General features: G+C 41.4%; 16 protein-coding genes. 8 read left to right on the top strand and 8 right to left on the bottom strand.

The genetic code is table 11. The features are described from left to right. Positions 1–11: 11 nt before the first annotated feature. From CSV72_RS08765 to CSV72_RS08775, 3 genes are all read left to right on the top strand, one after another. Positions 12–794: a helix-turn-helix transcriptional regulator gene (locus CSV72_RS08765; protein WP_158232183.1), complete on the top strand. Its 783-nt coding sequence runs from the start codon at positions 12–14 to the stop codon at positions 792–794. Positions 795–851: 57 nt separating this feature from the next. Beyond that, on the top strand, positions 852–1,634 hold the full coding sequence (gene yidC, locus CSV72_RS08770; RefSeq protein ID WP_099633911.1) for a membrane protein insertase YidC: 783 nt from the start codon (positions 852–854) through the stop codon (positions 1,632–1,634). A gap of 63 nt (positions 1,635–1,697) precedes the next feature. After that, positions 1,698–1,946: a hypothetical protein gene (locus CSV72_RS08775; protein WP_099633880.1), complete on the top strand. Its 249-nt coding sequence runs from the start codon at positions 1,698–1,700 to the stop codon at positions 1,944–1,946. 38 nt (positions 1,947–1,984) lie between these two features. Here the strand turns inward: CSV72_RS08775 and CSV72_RS08780 are convergent, their stop codons facing one another. Further along, the gene (locus tag CSV72_RS08780) at positions 1,985–3,151 is read right to left on the bottom strand and encodes an MFS transporter (RefSeq protein ID WP_199170077.1); all 1,167 of its coding nucleotides are present in this window, start codon (positions 3,149–3,151) and stop codon (positions 1,985–1,987) included. Between the two features lie 165 nt (positions 3,152–3,316). Between CSV72_RS08780 and CSV72_RS08785 the strand changes: the two genes are divergently transcribed. Beyond that, positions 3,317–4,252 carry a M15 family metallopeptidase gene (locus tag CSV72_RS08785; protein ID WP_099678022.1) on the top strand — a complete coding sequence of 312 codons (936 nt, stop codon included), beginning with the start codon at positions 3,317–3,319 and terminating at the stop codon, positions 4,250–4,252. A 44-nt stretch (positions 4,253–4,296) separates the two neighbouring features. Here the strand turns inward: CSV72_RS08785 and cls are convergent, their stop codons facing one another. From cls to CSV72_RS08810, 5 genes are all read right to left on the bottom strand, one after another. After that, the gene (cls, locus tag CSV72_RS08790; protein ID WP_099678023.1) at positions 4,297–5,748 is read right to left on the bottom strand and encodes a cardiolipin synthase; all 1,452 of its coding nucleotides are present in this window, start codon (positions 5,746–5,748) and stop codon (positions 4,297–4,299) included. Between the two features lie 99 nt (positions 5,749–5,847). Next, positions 5,848–7,023 carry an MFS transporter gene (locus CSV72_RS08795; RefSeq protein WP_099678024.1) on the bottom strand — a complete coding sequence of 392 codons (1,176 nt, stop codon included), beginning with the start codon at positions 7,021–7,023 and terminating at the stop codon, positions 5,848–5,850. Between the two features lie 274 nt (positions 7,024–7,297). Next, positions 7,298–9,703: a heavy metal translocating P-type ATPase gene (locus CSV72_RS08800; protein ID WP_099678025.1), complete on the bottom strand. Its 2,406-nt coding sequence runs from the start codon at positions 9,701–9,703 to the stop codon at positions 7,298–7,300. A 20-nt stretch (positions 9,704–9,723) separates the two neighbouring features. Beyond that, positions 9,724–9,933: a copper chaperone CopZ gene (gene copZ, locus CSV72_RS08805; RefSeq protein WP_099678026.1), complete on the bottom strand. Its 210-nt coding sequence runs from the start codon at positions 9,931–9,933 to the stop codon at positions 9,724–9,726. Between the two features lie 12 nt (positions 9,934–9,945). Beyond that, the gene (locus CSV72_RS08810) at positions 9,946–10,275 is read right to left on the bottom strand and encodes a metal-sensitive transcriptional regulator (protein WP_304442242.1); all 330 of its coding nucleotides are present in this window, start codon (positions 10,273–10,275) and stop codon (positions 9,946–9,948) included. A 221-nt stretch (positions 10,276–10,496) separates the two neighbouring features. Between CSV72_RS08810 and CSV72_RS16725 the strand changes: the two genes are divergently transcribed. After that, a complete protein-coding gene (locus CSV72_RS16725; protein ID WP_158232184.1) occupies positions 10,497–10,658 on the top strand; it encodes an Lmo0850 family protein in 162 nt (53 codons plus the stop codon). Between the two features lie 69 nt (positions 10,659–10,727). Here CSV72_RS16725 and CSV72_RS08815 read toward each other — a convergent pair whose 3' ends face one another. Together CSV72_RS08815 and CSV72_RS08820 are read right to left on the bottom strand one after the other, a co-directional pair. Next, on the bottom strand, positions 10,728–11,072 hold the full coding sequence (locus CSV72_RS08815) for a zinc ribbon domain-containing protein YjdM (RefSeq protein ID WP_099661710.1): 345 nt from the start codon (positions 11,070–11,072) through the stop codon (positions 10,728–10,730). A 74-nt stretch (positions 11,073–11,146) separates the two neighbouring features. Further along, positions 11,147–12,331, bottom strand: coding sequence for an FtsW/RodA/SpoVE family cell cycle protein (locus tag CSV72_RS08820; protein ID WP_099678027.1), 1,185 nt, complete (start codon positions 12,329–12,331; stop codon positions 11,147–11,149). A 217-nt stretch (positions 12,332–12,548) separates the two neighbouring features. On the opposite strand from CSV72_RS08820, the gene CSV72_RS08825 reads away from it, so the two are divergent. The 3 genes from CSV72_RS08825 to CSV72_RS08835 are packed head-to-tail and all read left to right on the top strand — an operon-like array spanning position 12,549 to position 15,684. Continuing rightward, a complete protein-coding gene (locus CSV72_RS08825; protein WP_099678028.1) occupies positions 12,549–13,610 on the top strand; it encodes a D-alanine--D-alanine ligase in 1,062 nt (353 codons plus the stop codon). 14 nt (positions 13,611–13,624) lie between these two features. Beyond that, entirely contained in the window at positions 13,625–14,995 is a 1,371-nt protein-coding gene (locus CSV72_RS08830; RefSeq protein ID WP_099678029.1) for a UDP-N-acetylmuramoyl-tripeptide--D-alanyl-D-alanine ligase, read from the top strand. Beyond that, a complete protein-coding gene (locus tag CSV72_RS08835; protein ID WP_099678030.1) occupies positions 14,992–15,684 on the top strand; it encodes an alpha/beta hydrolase in 693 nt (230 codons plus the stop codon). Before CSV72_RS08830 ends, CSV72_RS08835 begins: the two co-directional genes overlap by 4 nt. Positions 15,685–15,828: the final 144 nt, after the last annotated feature.

Here is a 15,828-nt window from a genome sequence, read left to right on the forward strand (position 1 = left end):
GGGTGAAACTCATGACTGGCAAGAGTACAGAAGCTTCTACTATAGATTTGATCAGTATTATTGAGAAAGAGGGAAATAGAGAGCAAGCAGAGTTGTTTTTTTATCTTGAAAATAAATTACTTACACAAATTTTTAATCTAGAAAAAGATGGTGCGCGCTCCACGCTTAAGGAAATTGAGGAGATTTTGGATGGGTATAAATCGAAACATTCATTTGGAGTCATCAAATATTATTTCGTGATCCTCTCTTCCGTCATCACCAGACGATTACAGAAAGAATCTATTTTCAATGATGAAAATTCCTTTATATTTAATGTCGCTTGTATTGAAATGATCGAAACCAATTTGCATAGAGAAAACTTAGTCGAAATTGGAGACGAATTAGTCGAGTTCTACTGCTATATCCTCAAAGGAAAACTAAAACCTTCCCTAACACATGAAACGGTCAATGAAGTGGTTCAGTACATAAATGAAAACGTTGAAAAGCAATTAATCGTTGAAGAAATCGCCAAACATTTCAATGTAAGTACTAGTCATCTTTCTCGCATATTCCGAGAACATACAACAGTTACGTTAGTAGAGTATATTACAATCCGCAAAATAGAAGATATACAATTTTATTTACGTTTTACTAATCTAAAGATAGTAGATATTGCAGAGAAGTTTCATTTCTGTAACCAAAGTTATTTCACACGTGTCTTTAAAAAGTATACGGGGTTAACCCCTCGACGCTTTCGGAAGGACTTGGACGGAAATTACTTTCGTTTCACTATAAAAAAAGGTGATTCACTGTAAATTTACCTCTGTTTGCTGTATACTTTTCTTTAGTTTGAGATAGCGTAGGTGAAACCATTGAAGAAAAGAATAGGGCTCGTAAGTTTATTAGCAATTACTGCTGTGTTTTTGAGCGGTTGTTCTGGTGTGGAAAACAAAACAGGGATTTTCTACAGTACATTTGTTAGACCGATGGATTGGCTGCTTCATTATCTTGGGGAAGCGTTCAATGGTAATTACGGTTTTGCGATCGTACTGATTACTGTAGCAATACGGGTAGTTTTGATGCCGTTGATGTTAAAGAACTATAAATCTCAACAAGAGATGAAGGTAAAGATGGATGGACTTCGACCAGAAATGGAAGATATCCAAAAGCGTATGAAAGCATCCAAGGAATCTCAGGATAAAGAAGAGCAAATGAAGCTTCAGCAAGAAATGATGGGACTGTATTCTAAGCATGGTGTCAATCCGTTAAATATGGGCTGTTTACCACTTGTAATTCAAATGCCGATCATTATGGGCTTATACTTTGCTATCCTTTATGCACCACCTGAAGTGAAAAATCATGAATTTTTATGGTTTAAACTCGGTGAACCGGATATTATTATGATGTTAGTAGCCGGAGCTGTATACTTTGTCCAAGCACGTGTTTCATTGTGGACGATGCCTGAACAGCAACAAAAACAAATGAAGTTATTTATTTACATGTCACCTATTATGATTATGTTCATTTCGTATACTGTAATGGCTGCATTGCCGCTATATTGGGCAGTCGGAGGATTACTGTTAATCTTCCAAACATATCTTGGACGCAAGTTTTACTTTAAACATGTTGAACCGCCAGTCGTGGAAGAAAAGTAAGGTACAGAAAAAGCTGGTGCATACCAGCTTTTTTTGTTCTCAACAATGGAGAGGAAGAGGCGCATGAAATTGAAATGGATCATGGGCTTGGCAATTACAGCTTCTGCAGCGGCAGCGCTGTATTTTATCATCAAGTTAAATTTAGAGTTTGCGATTCTGTTTATGCTGATCATGTTTACCTTCACCAATGCCGCACGAACTATTATGTATAGAAACCAAGGTCTGATGCGTGAAGCGAAATGGATGCTTTGGATGGCATTATTTTTCGGGATAGGTTCACTTGGCGCATTAGCGTACGTCTTACTATTTTAATAAAAGGAAAGGCCGCAATTAAATCAGCGGCCTTTCCTTTATTCAATTTTACGAGAAATTTGCTGCTTTGTCCCCAAAATCAAAATTAATGCACCTATGGCACAAATAGCCATACTGAGAAATGCGAAGCGCGGCGATAGGTCATATAAATACCCAGCAGGGAAAGTCAGAATGGCAATACTGAGACTCATTGCCACTGCCGCATAGACGCCTTGTGCGGAAGCGATGAGCTGATTCGGTACGTTTTTCGATATGTATTGAATGAATGCAAAATGTGCCATGCCGAATGATACTGAATGGAGAACCTGTGTTGCGATAAATACACTAGTCATAGGAAAGAGGAAGATGGAAATCCAACGAATGGTAGAACCGATTGCGGCTATTAAGAAAATAGTCGACGTCTTGACTCCTGCAAGCAACCGATCTGCTTGTGTAAAAAATATAATTTCAAACAGCACGGCGATATTAAGGATCAACCCGATATAAAAACCGTTGATTCCCATATCATCCAAAAAGATAAAACCATAGTTATAATAAGAAGCATGCGAGCCTTGTAGTAAAATCGCAATACATAGAACTGTAACAAACGATTTATTGGCAAACAAAACCCGTAATTGACCCTTTTGAGCGGCCGAATCTGCAACGGGATGAAGTTGCAATGCAACTGGGGCGGGTTGAAAGAAAAATATCAAGCCCATACCGAGGCCGATAATCATCATATATAAAATCGCTTGTTCACTCCAGATTGCCGTTACCGTACCAATTAATAGTAAGGCGACAGTATAGCCGATTGAACCGAATGAGCGGCTTTTGCCATAATGTATTCGTTCGTTTTGCATCAATAACGAAGCACCACTCTCGACGCTTGGCAGGATGATAGGATATATGGAACTGAATAAAACCGTTAAACCAAACAAAACCGCAAAAGGACTTTCCGGGAGATAAGCAAGCGCGAGAATAAAGGATAAAAAAGTAGTCCAACGTATAACACGCAGAAGTGACATATTTCTCGTAGCGTACGGAAATAGGAAGAACGTGGAGAAGGACCTAGCGATCATACCTACACCCATCAAGACGCTAGCTTGTGTTACTGATAGACCTTTTGCTGAAGTCAACCAACCTGTCCAATAGGGTAAAAAGATACCCCATGTAAAGAAAAATACGAAAAAACTCATCGAGAGCCAACGTTGATTATTCAAATGCATGACCTCACAATAATGGTTGAATCTTAAGTTACGTAAATACTAGCATAGACAGACGAAAAAGAAAAATGGTGATACACTAGAATACATAGTTTGAAAAAGTGTATAAATTGCATCCAATGAGAGTAGCAATTTGATAAGTGAATCAGAAAGAAAGCAGGGTATAGTATGAGAAATAAAAATGATGAACTTTCTTCCGGAAAACGTAGGCGGAAAAATAAATGGATAAATGGAGGGATCATTCTACTCTTTATTGTCCTTATTGGTAGTGTGATATGGATTGGAACGAACGGATGGAGTATGAAAAAGGCGGTTGACAGTATTCAAAATGAATCAGAACCAACTGCTGACTTTCAAGAGATAGATGAACCTGCCGATTCAGATAGTACGGATATGACAGGACGTAGTGAAGAAAACACATCGCCTTCTGACGTACCGAGTGAAGAACTGCTTCGAGAGACAGATGAACCATTAATCGAAGAAGATCCTAAAGAAGAGGAAGTACGGGAGGAAGAGTCTGGAGGGGAAGCAGTGCCACCTTCTAATCCCACTGGCTATATAAAAGGACAGAAGTTACCTAAAGAACCGAAGCTCATTAAAGGTGTATTGCTTGCCAATAAACAATATCCTTTACCGGAGGACTATGCACCTGGAGAAAGCGAGGAAGCGAGAGAGGCATTCGATGAGTTAGCTGCATCCGCCGTTACATCTGGCATTAATCTGCAGGCTTTCAGTACGTATCGTTCGTATGACTATCAAGTCACCTTATATAACCGATATGTGGAAAGAGACGGGCAAGAAGCGGCTGATCGGTATAGTGCGCGTCCTGGCTATTCAGAGCATCAGACAGGGCTTGCATTTGATATTGGTGAAGTCAATCATGAAAAACATTGGGCATCGAATTCCTTCGGTGATACAGAAGCAGCTAAGTGGCTTGCTGCCAATGCCCATCAATACGGATTTATCCTTCGCTACCCTGAAGGAAAAGAAGATAAGACTGGTTACATGCATGAATCTTGGCACTATCGTTATGTTGGGAAAGATAAAGCTGAACAAATATTTAAACGAAACATCACTTTAGAAGAATATTTAGGTGTACGATAAAAATAGCCGACAGAAGATCATGATCTTCTGTTGGCTATTTTTTATTATAGGATGGGGGAGAGTAAGCGTGAAATGGATTCTTTTAGTTTAATCAATCGCTCACGCCCCAAGTAAGCATCTAGTGTCAGCTCGGTTGAGTTTTGAATATCTTCTTCGAAAATCTCTGCCAATTCATGTGATTTTTTTCGATCATAGATGAAAGCATTCACTTCGAAATTCAAGCGGAAACTACGGACGTCTATATTAGCTGTTCCAACAGACGACACTTGATCATCTACTACAATTTGCTTGGCATGGATGAAACCATTTTCATAAATATATATTCTCGCTCCAGCTTTTAGTAAAATACCGACATTCGAATAGGTCGCCCAGTAAACAAACATATGGTCCGGTTTATTAGGGATCATAATCCGTACGTCTACGCCTGACAGACACGCGATCCGAAGCGCATCTAGCATGCTGGTATCAGGAATAAAATAAGGCGTCTGAATATAGATGTAGTCTTTTGCTTGAAATATCATTTTCAAATAGCCATCTTTAATATCTTCCCACTCGGAATCAGGTCCGCTAGACACAATCTGTAAGCCGACATCTCCTTTGCGGGGAATCGCTGGGAAGAATCGTTCATTGTATTGAAGATTTGTTTTAGGAGATGCTTGATTCCAATCGAGTATAAAGCGGGTTTGTAATGGATGAACCGCGCTTCCTTCGATTCGAAGATGTGTATCGCGCCAGTAACCAAACTTTTTGCTGAGTCCCAAATATTCATCTCCAACGTTAAATCCACCGATATAACCAATCCGCCCGTCGATAATGACAATTTTCCGATGGTTCCGGTAATTTAAACGAGGATTGATCAAGGGGAGCAAGGCGGGAAAGAATGCCGCTACTTCGCCACCACTATCAATCAATTCATGAAAGTTCTTTACGTGCAAACCACGTGAACCAATATCATCAAACAGCATTCGTACTTTTACACCTAATTTCGCTTTATTGATCAAAATCTCTTCAATCTGCTTTCCTATACCGTCCAGTCGGAAAATATAATACTGAATATGGATATGATCACGAGCGTGTTCCAAGTCTTCAAGCAATGCGTCAAATTTATCGCGACCATCCGTATATACTTGCACATCGTTATCTTGTGTCAGTACGGAATGATTATTGCGTAAATGCAAATAAATCATATCGTCATATTCTTCCGTATCGGTCTTTAGAAACTCAAATGTCTCATTTTCTATAGCTTCGAGTTGATAACTAATAAGCTTTTCAATACCAATCTTATTCCTGCCTTCCCAGCGGAATAAGTGCTTTTGACGTAATTGCCTACCAAGTAATAAATAGATAATGAAACCTAAAATCGGAATAAAAAACAGCACAAGCAACCATGCCCAAGTACTTGTAGGATCCCGGCGCTCTAAAAATATCAAAGCAATCGCGAGAAATATATTAATAATCAACGTGCTTGTGATAATCAAACTAATTACTTGCGTCATATGTTTCCTCCCGTAGGATATATACTATTCCTTTAGTATAGCGGAGTTGCGAATAAATAACCTATTTATAAAAGAAGGTGAAGTTTCTTCTGCTTTATATCAAGCAATTTGGTCCGCTGTGTTTCGCATAGAGCGTGTGGATTTGCGGAAAATAAATACGAGACCTATAGATAGTAACGCTATAATGGCGGAAACAAAGTACATATTACCTGCCTGCATAGTGAATACCCACGTAAATAACAACGGTCCAATAATTCGGCCCATATTATCCATAGAGTATGAGAGACCTGCTGCGGTACCATACATACCACCTGACTCTTTAGTAGTAAGGGATACGAGTACTGTTCGGACCAGTGCGTTACCTGCAGTGAATACGCTCATTGCAAACCCTGCCCATAGCAAGCTTGTGGAAAATGGAATGAGTATAAGACCAATTGCTGTAACGACCTGCGCAACGATAATCCAAGAAGTTTCGGTACCATTTTTCACACGTCGTACCACGCCACCTTGAATAGCTGCGTCAACAAGACCACTCGCCATAAACAAATACCCTAGTTGCAAAGGTGTAATTTGAATTTTATCGATTTGGAAGAGTTGGAATGTGGCTTCCACACCGGCAAGTAAAAAGGTGATAATAAATGAAGTGATAAATAGATAACGAATACGATAGGTCCATAAGGTAGAAGCGCCTTTCGGAATAATCGCCCGTTTATTGCCTTCACTATGACGATCTGGCTCTTTCAGAATAATCATAGCGTACACTGTTAATAATAACGTTAAAGTACCCGACGCGATGAATGGTAATTGCAACTGAACGTCACCAAGAATACCACCGATTGCAGGACCAAAGATGAATCCAAGCCCGATTGACATACCGAGCAGACCCATATACTTATTACGATTCTCCTCCGTCGTGATATCAGCGACAAAACCAGTTACGGCCGTATACAGCGCACCTGAGAAAATACCACCTACTACGCGTGAAACATATAGCAATACAATGTGGTGCATGAATGCTGCGAATAAAAAGAAGCTGATGCTGAAGCCGAGCAACCCAATCATGATCAGTTTCTTTCTACCAGTGCGGTCTGAAAGTGCGCCCCATAATGGTGCTGTGAAAAATGAAGATAGAGCATAAATTGTCAACAAGCCACCGACATGTACTTCCGAAAAGCCTTCAGCGAGGATGACTTCAGGTAAAATAGGAATGATAATGCCGAAACCAAGATAAACGAAAAACTGGACGGACATCAATAATAAGATCGTTTTCTTCATATGTAACCTGCTTTCTGAATGAATAGTTTCTTTCTCATCGTACGATGAATAGGAGGATCATTCAAGTAGCAGTGAGGGAGAGGTAGTTCATATTTATGAGTGGATTGATCCTACAGCAGGGGACTGTTGCAAAAGCATTTCCCTAGTAACAGAAATCTCCACACCGAAAACTACTGATGCTTTCCTATATATTTTTATAGGGCACTAACTTCAGAACGGAAAAAACTGCCCCGAGAAGTCATTAACTACTCCTGGGACAGCTCTATACCTTTTCTTAGTGCAGCTTCACACGCTGCAAACGCAAAGCGTTCAACACGACTGAAACCGAACTAAATGCCATTGCGGCACCTGCTAGCCATGGAGCTAACAAACCAACTGCCGCAATCGGAATGCCAATAGAGTTATACGCCAACGCCCAGAATAAGTTCTGCTTAATATTTCTGACTGTCAACTCACTCATTTTCAGCGTATCAACTACACGCAACAAATCACCATGCATGAGCGTCACGTCAGCCGCTTCCATCGCGACCGCCGTTCCGGTACCCATAGCCATACCAATATCGGCTACCGCAAGAGCAGGTGCATCGTTAATACCATCGCCGACCATAGCCACGCGCTTACCTTCGGCTTGTAAGGAGCGGATGACCTCTGCTTTACGGTCCGGTAGTACGCCTGCGATAACATGATCTATGCCTGCAGTGTTTGCAATCGCCTGAGCTGTCGTATGCTGATCGCCAGTTAACATAATGACTTCAAGGTTCATCGCACGAAGTTCAGCAATTGCTTGCTTCGATGTATCTTTAATCGTATCGGCAACCGCAATGATTGCTTCATGTACGCCGTCTACCGCCATGAACATAACGGTCTTGCCGTCGCCTTCCATTTGTTCTACAGAAGCAATCGTCGAATCAAATTCCACATTATGGCGAGACAGTAGGTTTTTTGTTCCTAGCAAAATATTTTTCCCATCAATTACAGTTTGAATTCCGTAACCGGGAATCGCTTCGAATGAATCCACAATAGGCAATGTAGAAACCTGTTGCAATCCGTGGGACGTAATAGCTTTAGCAACTGGATGCTCGGAATCACTTTCAGATGCCGCGGCAAGTGAGAGTAAAGATATACGCTGTTTTTCATCGCGAACGTGGAAATCTGTTAGTTCTGGAAGACCTTTTGTAATCGTTCCAGTTTTATCAAATACAATGGTATTGATCGAGCGGGTTTGTTCCATCGCTTCAGCAGTTTTAAACAACACGCCTTCTTCCGCTGCACGTCCTGAACCCGCCATGATGGAAGTAGGAGTAGCAAGACCAAGTGCACAAGGACACGCGATGACGAGAACGGCAATCATGCTTGTTAGAGAAGCTTCAAAATTACCTGGTGCAACTATGAAATACCATATAAGGAACGTAATAATCGCAATGCCGACGACGATAGGGACAAACACTCCGGATATCCGATCAGCCAGTCGCTGAATCGGTGCTTTTGAACCTTGTGCTTCCTCGACGACGCGAATAATATTTGAAATCATCGTGTCTTTTCCGACATTCGATGCTTTTATCCGTAATGAACCATTGGCATTCACGGTGGCGGCAAACACATCATTGCCTTCTTGTTTTTCTACAGGTAGGCTTTCGCCCGTTAGCATCGATTCATCCACTGCGGAAGATCCAGATAGCACTATTCCGTCAACGGGTATAGAAGCTCCTGGTCGAATGACTAAAATATCTCCATGTGTTACTTCATGGATGGATATTTCCACAGTTTCTCCGTTGCGTTCAAGAATAGCTACTTGCGGTTGCAGCTTCATCAGATTTTTGATTGCATCTGAAGAGCGACCTTTTGCACGTGCCTCGAATAATTTCCCTAATAAAATCAATGTAATCAACACTGCGCTAGTTTCAAAATATAAGCCATGGTCCAGTGCGTAACCCGTCAAAACCAGATAAACCGAGTAGAAATATGCGGCGGACGTACCGAGTACAACCAGTACGTCCATATTGGCACTACCATTACGTAGAGCTGCATACGCACCTTTATAGAACGTTGCACCAATCCAAAACTGAACAGGTGTTGCTAATATCCACTGAAAATATGGATTCATGAAAATTTCGGGCACATACATCCAAGAAGTGAAGGAGAAATGTGCAAACATGGTCCACAAGAGTGGTAATGAAAGTATAGAGGAAATAATCAGCTTGCGTGTCTTTTCATCGATATCTTTCTGTCGATGATCTGTTTGACCTTCCGATTCTTCTGCTCGGGGTGCTGCCTCATAACCAATTTTTTTGACCTTCTGCAAAATGTCTGTCAATTCCAAAGCGGCAGGATCATAGCTTACATGAGCTGTTTCAAGAGCCAAGTTGACGGTGGCGGATTGAATGCCAGGCATACGCGACAACACTTTTTCAATTCGCGCGGAACAAGCAGCACATGTCATACCGTTAATGTTGAGGTTCACTTCTTCCATCAGTACGTCATAACCGAGCTTGCGAATTCGGTCTTCCACTTCTGTTAATTCAACTTGCTCGGAATCAAATGTAACAGCCGCTTTTTCAGTAGCAAAATTGACAGTAGCTGTCGAAACACCTTCCATTCGTTGCAACCCTTTTTCAATGCGATTTGCACAAGCGGCACATGTCATACCAGTAATAGCAATTTCTCTTTTTTGCTCATTCATGATGCTGGTCACCTTTCTTGTTACGCTTCGACGTCATATCCTTGATCTTCAATGGCTTCTGTCATTTTATCAACGGTTACAACAGAATCATCAAATTGTACGACTACGTTTTCTGCTTTCAAATCAACTAAAGCACGTTCAACTCCGGATAATTCTGTTAATGCACCTTCTACTGCTTGTACACAGTGATTACATGTCATACCTTTTACGTTCAATGTAGTTGTAGTCATTTAAAATTCCTCCTATTTTCTAATTAATTTAGCTATAGTTTTAGCTAATTCGTCTAACACTTCTTCGTCGCCTTCAGCTAACCTATTTTTAACACAGCCTTTTAAGTGTCCGTCTAACAAAACATTCGCCACACTGTTTAGCGCGGATTGTGTAGCGGATAGTTGTGTAATAATATCATCACAATAAACATCGCGCTCTACCATACCTTTAATACCACGTATTTGACCTTCGATGCGGTTCAGACGATGAGTCAAGTTCGTCTTAATTTCTTCCGGATGATGACTCTTACGGCAAGAAATTTCTACTTCATCCAGAGAGGGATCTTCAGGAAGTAACGTCACTCGATATCTGCCACCTTTCGTATATATGTACTTTAATATACGTGTGGGGGGTATGTCAAAACATGTGATTTTACATTATAAGGTTTAAAACTTGCATAATTGGTGAAAATGTAACATAAATGAAAGATTTAAAAGGTGGTTAAAGTGTTATAATAAAGATAATAAAAAGATTCTATAAAAACTAGAACTTCACGAGCGATCAAACGTCTATATAACGAACTATGAAGGTTGAGGTGGAAGAAGTGGCTAAAGAAATGGATTTCAAGAAAATTATTTCCAATTTGGCGAAGCTTGGTGTTTCCGCAAAACTCACAAAATCCAGAAGTGATATGTTGCAAGCATTGACGCCTGCCGTACAAGCACCACCCGTTCAAGCGAATTAACTAACAGACCATACAAAAAGCTCATCCCCGAATGTATTCGAGGATGAGCTTTTTGCGTTAGTTTATGTTTTAAATTTTCTTCACAAACTCCGATTTTAGTTGCATTGCGCCAAATCCATCAATCTTACAATCGATGTTATGGTCACCGTCGACTAAACGAATGCTTTTCACTTTCGTTCCCATCTTCAAAGCATTGGAACTTCCTTTTACTTTCAAATCTTTAATGACTGTCACAGAATCTCCATCCTGCAACACATTGCCATTTACGTCCTTGATCTCCGGCATACCGGATGGATCGGATTCTTCCATCGATCCAGGTGTCCATTCATATGCACATTCTGGGCAAACGAGAAGGTTCCCATCCTCATAAGTGTATTCGGATTGGCATTTTGGACAATTTGGTAAAGTTGACATAAAAAAACCTCCCTTTCCTATACATTCTACACAATTTGTGAAGGCTCGGAAAGGGAGGCAGTATTCATTTACAGTTAGTCATTGTCATCCGCATCGAATAAATACGTTCGCTGATGGAACTTCATGCTGAAAATCAAGCCAATCGCCAGCATATTACTAAATAAAGAACTTCCCCCATAACTTATGAATGGGAGAGGGATACCTGTAATAGGTAACAGCTGAATATTCATGCCGATATTTTCAAATACGTGGAACGCGATCATTGCAATGACGCCCGTACAAACATACACGCTGAACGGATCATGCAAAGAAAGAGCAACTTTCGTTAAGTGGTAAATTAAAATGAAATACAGCGTGATCACCAAACAAGCGCCGATAAAACCATACTCTTCTCCTATTACACTGAAGATAAAGTCCGTGTGATTCTCAGGGATGTATACAACGCGTTCTAGAAAACCTTTACCTGTCAGTTGTCCTGAGCCTATTGCAGTCATCGCAGTAATCAAGTTATACCCTTCGTCTGTCGGGTAAGAGTACGGATCGAGCCAAGAATAGACACGTTTGAACTGATAAGGTGAAAACCCGAATTTGTCGAGCATGTCTTGTGCGAACAGAGACATCCAAAGAATACCTCCTGCGGCTGCCGCTCCAAATGAAAAGACAGGCACGAGTATTTTCCATGATATTCCAGAAACGATGACGATGGCAGCAGTAATCGAAATGAAGACGAGTGAAGTTCCGAGGTCGGGTTGCTTCATGATGAGAAACAATGGAACGACAAGCGTCAGCGCAATTTTACCGAGTAATAGAAGATCTGTCGTATAGGTCCTGTTTAACGAGCGTTCGTTATGCGTGCTAACCAACTTGGCAAGTCCGATAATAAAGAATGTCTTAATGAACTCAGCAGGCTGGATTGTTCCAATGACGGGCAAGTGCAACCATCGTTTTGCGCTGTAGCGCATTTCGGCAATTTGACCTGGACCGCCGGGAGCTAACATAAGAAAAACCAACAAGAAAATACCAAAGCCATAGAAATACCAAGCGAACTTTTTATATTGATCGGGTTCAAAGTACATGACCATCGCTACGATGAAAGAACCGAGTATATACCATCTCACTTGTTTTAAAACGAAGTTCTGTGTATATTGCTCAGAGGTTTGAGCGGATCCAATGACGAAAAAACTGACAATCGCGAAAAGCAAAATGATAAAGGCAAGTGTCCAGTCGAATCGTTCACCTAGCCTGTTTGTTTGTTTCAATTATGAACTCACCTTTTCTTAAGCTAGTATTCTCTTACTATAAATACCTATTATATCGCAAAACTTTTTAAGAAGTACACCCATTAATAGACGAGTTGTGAAATGATTGGTTTCTACGAGAAGTAAAAAGAATGAAGAACGTTGGTTTTTCATTCATGAATTGGCTCTATTCATGGTAAACTGTATGAATGAAAACTACGGAATGTGAGGAGATTACATGAAAAGACGGTTAGGTTTAGTATATGGCGGGAAATCCGCAGAGCATGAAGTGTCGCTTTCTACAGCGCTCGCAGTAACAGAGGCGCTTGATTTAGATAAATATGAAGTGTTACCAATCTATATAACGATGCAAGGTGAATGGTTAAAAGGTAGTCCGTTGACTGGACCGGTTACAGAGATTGAGACATTACGTCTGAAAAATGAACAACCAAAGCCCGATCATATTGAAAGTTTTTTGCAAGGGGATATGCCCGACGTCATTTTGCCACTTCTTCACGGAACGAACGGGGAAGATGGAACAGTACAAGGGTTATTTGAAGTCTTAAATATTCCATACGCAGGTAACGGAGTACTCGCTTCGTCAGCAGGTATGGATAAAGTTGTGATGAAACAATTATTCGCTCAAGCGGGGCTAGCGCAAGTTGCATATATCCATTTCATTCGCAGTACGTGGAAAGAACACGCCGAGCAATTATTAGATCAAGCGGAACAAGAACTTTCTTATCCAATGTTCGTTAAACCCGCAAATCTTGGATCGAGCGTCGGCATTAGTAAAGCAGATGATCGCGAGTCGCTCGAAAAAGCGATTGAGCTGGCATTGAAATTTGATCGCAAAATTATTGTGGAACAAGGAATAGTGGCACGTGAGATTGAAATGGCGGTTCTCGGTAACGATTATCCTAAAGTATCGGTAGCGGGGGAAATCCGTCCGGTTGCTGACTTTTACGACTATGAAGCGAAATATAAAGACCAAAGTACGGAATTATCTATTCCAGCTGAAGTGCCCGGTGCTGTCGCAGAGCATATGAAAGACATGGCAATCCGTGCATTTAAAGTTCTAGACTGTTCAGGACTCGTACGAGCAGACTTTTTCGTTACGGCAGACGATGAAGTATTGATCAATGAGGTGAATACATTACCTGGCTTTACACCGACAAGTATGTTCCCGTTACTATGGCAGAAATCTGGATTGACTTATCCTGAATTAATCGATCAGCTAATTGAGCTGGCAATAGAACGCCATACAGAAAAACAACAACTGCAATATACAATGGACTGAGTGGAGGAAGTAACGTGAAACGAAATCTATCAACGATCCAGAAATGGCTTCAGGCGGAAGGACAGCATATCGCAGAGCAACTTGTTACAGGTGTCAGTATTGATTCACGAAATGTGCGGGCGGGTGACTTGTTCATCCCATTTAGAGGTGAACAAGTGAATGGTCATCAATACGTCAAAGGGGCGATTGAGCAAGGTGCAATCGCAGCACTTTGGCTGAAAGATGAACCGAACCCACCCTCAGATATACCACTGCTGTTTGTCGAAGATTCAGAGCTCGCATTGCAGCAAATGGCCCGTAGCTATCGAAGTGAATTGACGTGTACTGTCATCGGAGTCACAGGGTCGAATGGTAAAACGTCGACAAAGGATCTGATAGCAGGGGTATTGTCACCTTATCGCAAGGTCAAAAAAACGGAAGGCAACTTCAATAATGAGCTTGGTTTGCCGCTAACGTTATTAGCTGTCGAAGACGACACGGAAGTTGCAATCCTTGAAATGGGAATGAGCGGCTTCGGGGAAATTAATTTCCTATCAACGCTTGCTAAACCACAGTTTGCAGTCATAACGAACATTGGTGAGGCGCATATGCAAGACCTCGGTTCTCGTGAAGGGATCGCAAAGGCGAAGTTCGAAATCATCGATGGTCTAGTGAGTGGCGGTATGTTGCTCTACGATGGGGACGAACCGTTATTAAAAGGATTAGTACAGCAACAGCCGGGTTTACGCAGTGTGTCATTCGGCTATGAACAAGCGGATTTGACTGCCCAACAAATTATATCTACCGATAAAGGTAGTTCATTCACTGTAACCGGTAAGCTGGAAGGACAGTTTACCATTCCTGTTTACGGTTCTCATCAAGTGAAGAATGCACTAGCTGCGATTATGATCGCAAAAGAGTTGGATCTAACGGAACAACAAATTAAAGAGTCATTAAGTGAAACAACATTAACGGATATGCGTATGCAACCTGTAGCGGGTAAAAACGGTTCATTACTTATTAATGATGCCTACAATGCAGCGCCAACTTCCATGCGTGCGGCGTTCCGTTTTATCGATGGAACATCCGTCAAACAAAACAAATGGCTCGTCCTGGGTGATATGCTGGAGCTTGGTACCGATGAACAGCGCTACCACGAAGAGCTCGCGGACGAACTGAAGAAAATGAACGTAAATGGCATCGCGCTATTTGGACCACGTATGAAGTGGCTGTCTGAGCAATTGAAGGATTACCCTGGAGATATTATGTGGACGGCGAATGACACGGTATTACTTGCGGAGGCATTGCGCCCGAAACTAACGGCTCAGACAGTGGTGCTGTTCAAAGGATCTAGAGGAATGAAATTAGAACGGATCATAGAGATGCTTACAGAGGAAGAGTTGTGACGACAGGCGTTCTCATCATTCACGGATTCACGGGTGGTCCTTTTGAAGTCGCCCCATTCAAAAGATTTCTACAGAATCATACCGATTGGAAAGTAGCAGTACCTGTTTTACCGGGACATGAAATGGATCGGGGTGTACAGAAAGGCACAGCCAAATCATGGATGATGGTCGCGGAATTAGAATTTAGAAGACTACAAAAAGAAGTGGATGACGTCATAGTCGTCGGCTTCTCCATGGGCGGCTTGATCGCCATGTATTTGGCGCTACGTTATCCGATAAAAAAGCTTGTCCTATTAAGTGCTGCGGCAAAATATATTAGTCCGCGTATTTTATTGGAAGACGCTAGAATCATGATGAGGTCCTTGAGATATAGGGATTTTCCTCCGGACTCGTTCTATCATCTGTATAACTATAAGCTGACAAATACACCAGTTCGTGTGGCGCTAGAGTTTTTACGTGTCGTTCGCTTAGTGCGACCGTATCACCATCAAGTCAAAACGCCTGTTTGTATCGTGCAGGGGAAGCAAGATGGTATCGTTCCAGCAGTCACAGCGGACTTACTGTACGAACAGCTCGGATCAAAAGAAAAACATCTGATTTATTCTGAACATGGTAAACATCATATTTGTTATAGCGAAGACCGCCATGTATGGTTCGCGAAAGTACTGAAGTTCATGGGCAAAGACTGATTAATGGAACTTAAGCGGATTCGTTGCAGTCTCGTGTAAGCCGTGGTAGGATGATAAAAGGAATTGGATACATTTACACGGCACTCTACCGTTATACTATACGGAGAGTACTTTTTTTTGAATAAAACGGTGATTAGTAGGCAA

It is taken from the genome of Sporosarcina sp. P20a, assembly GCF_002743175.1.
In the GTDB taxonomy this organism is placed as follows: domain Bacteria; phylum Bacillota; class Bacilli; order Bacillales_A; family Planococcaceae; genus Sporosarcina.

Bases quoted from the DNA above. Each gene is read 5' to 3' on its own strand.
- CSV72_RS08765 (WP_158232183.1), top strand. From the start codon at position 12: ATGACTGGCAAGAGTACAGAAGCTTCTACTATAGATTTGATCAGTATT.
- CSV72_RS08775 (WP_099633880.1), top strand. From the start codon at position 1,698: ATGAAATTGAAATGGATCATGGGCTTGGCAATTACAGCTTCTGCAGCG.
- CSV72_RS08780 (WP_199170077.1), bottom strand. From the start codon at position 3,151: ATGCATTTGAATAATCAACGTTGGCTCTCGATGAGTTTTTTCGTATTT.
- CSV72_RS08785 (WP_099678022.1), top strand. From the start codon at position 3,317: ATGAGAAATAAAAATGATGAACTTTCTTCCGGAAAACGTAGGCGGAAA.
- cls (WP_099678023.1), bottom strand. From the start codon at position 5,748: ATGACGCAAGTAATTAGTTTGATTATCACAAGCACGTTGATTATTAAT.
- CSV72_RS08795 (WP_099678024.1), bottom strand. From the start codon at position 7,023: ATGAAGAAAACGATCTTATTATTGATGTCCGTCCAGTTTTTCGTTTAT.
- CSV72_RS08800 (WP_099678025.1), bottom strand. From the start codon at position 9,703: ATGAATGAGCAAAAAAGAGAAATTGCTATTACTGGTATGACATGTGCC.
- copZ (WP_099678026.1), bottom strand. From the start codon at position 9,933: ATGACTACAACTACATTGAACGTAAAAGGTATGACATGTAATCACTGT.
- CSV72_RS16725 (WP_158232184.1), top strand. From the start codon at position 10,497: ATGAAGGTTGAGGTGGAAGAAGTGGCTAAAGAAATGGATTTCAAGAAA.
- CSV72_RS08815 (WP_099661710.1), bottom strand. From the start codon at position 11,072: ATGTCAACTTTACCAAATTGTCCAAAATGCCAATCCGAATACACTTAT.
- CSV72_RS08825 (WP_099678028.1), top strand. From the start codon at position 12,549: ATGAAAAGACGGTTAGGTTTAGTATATGGCGGGAAATCCGCAGAGCAT.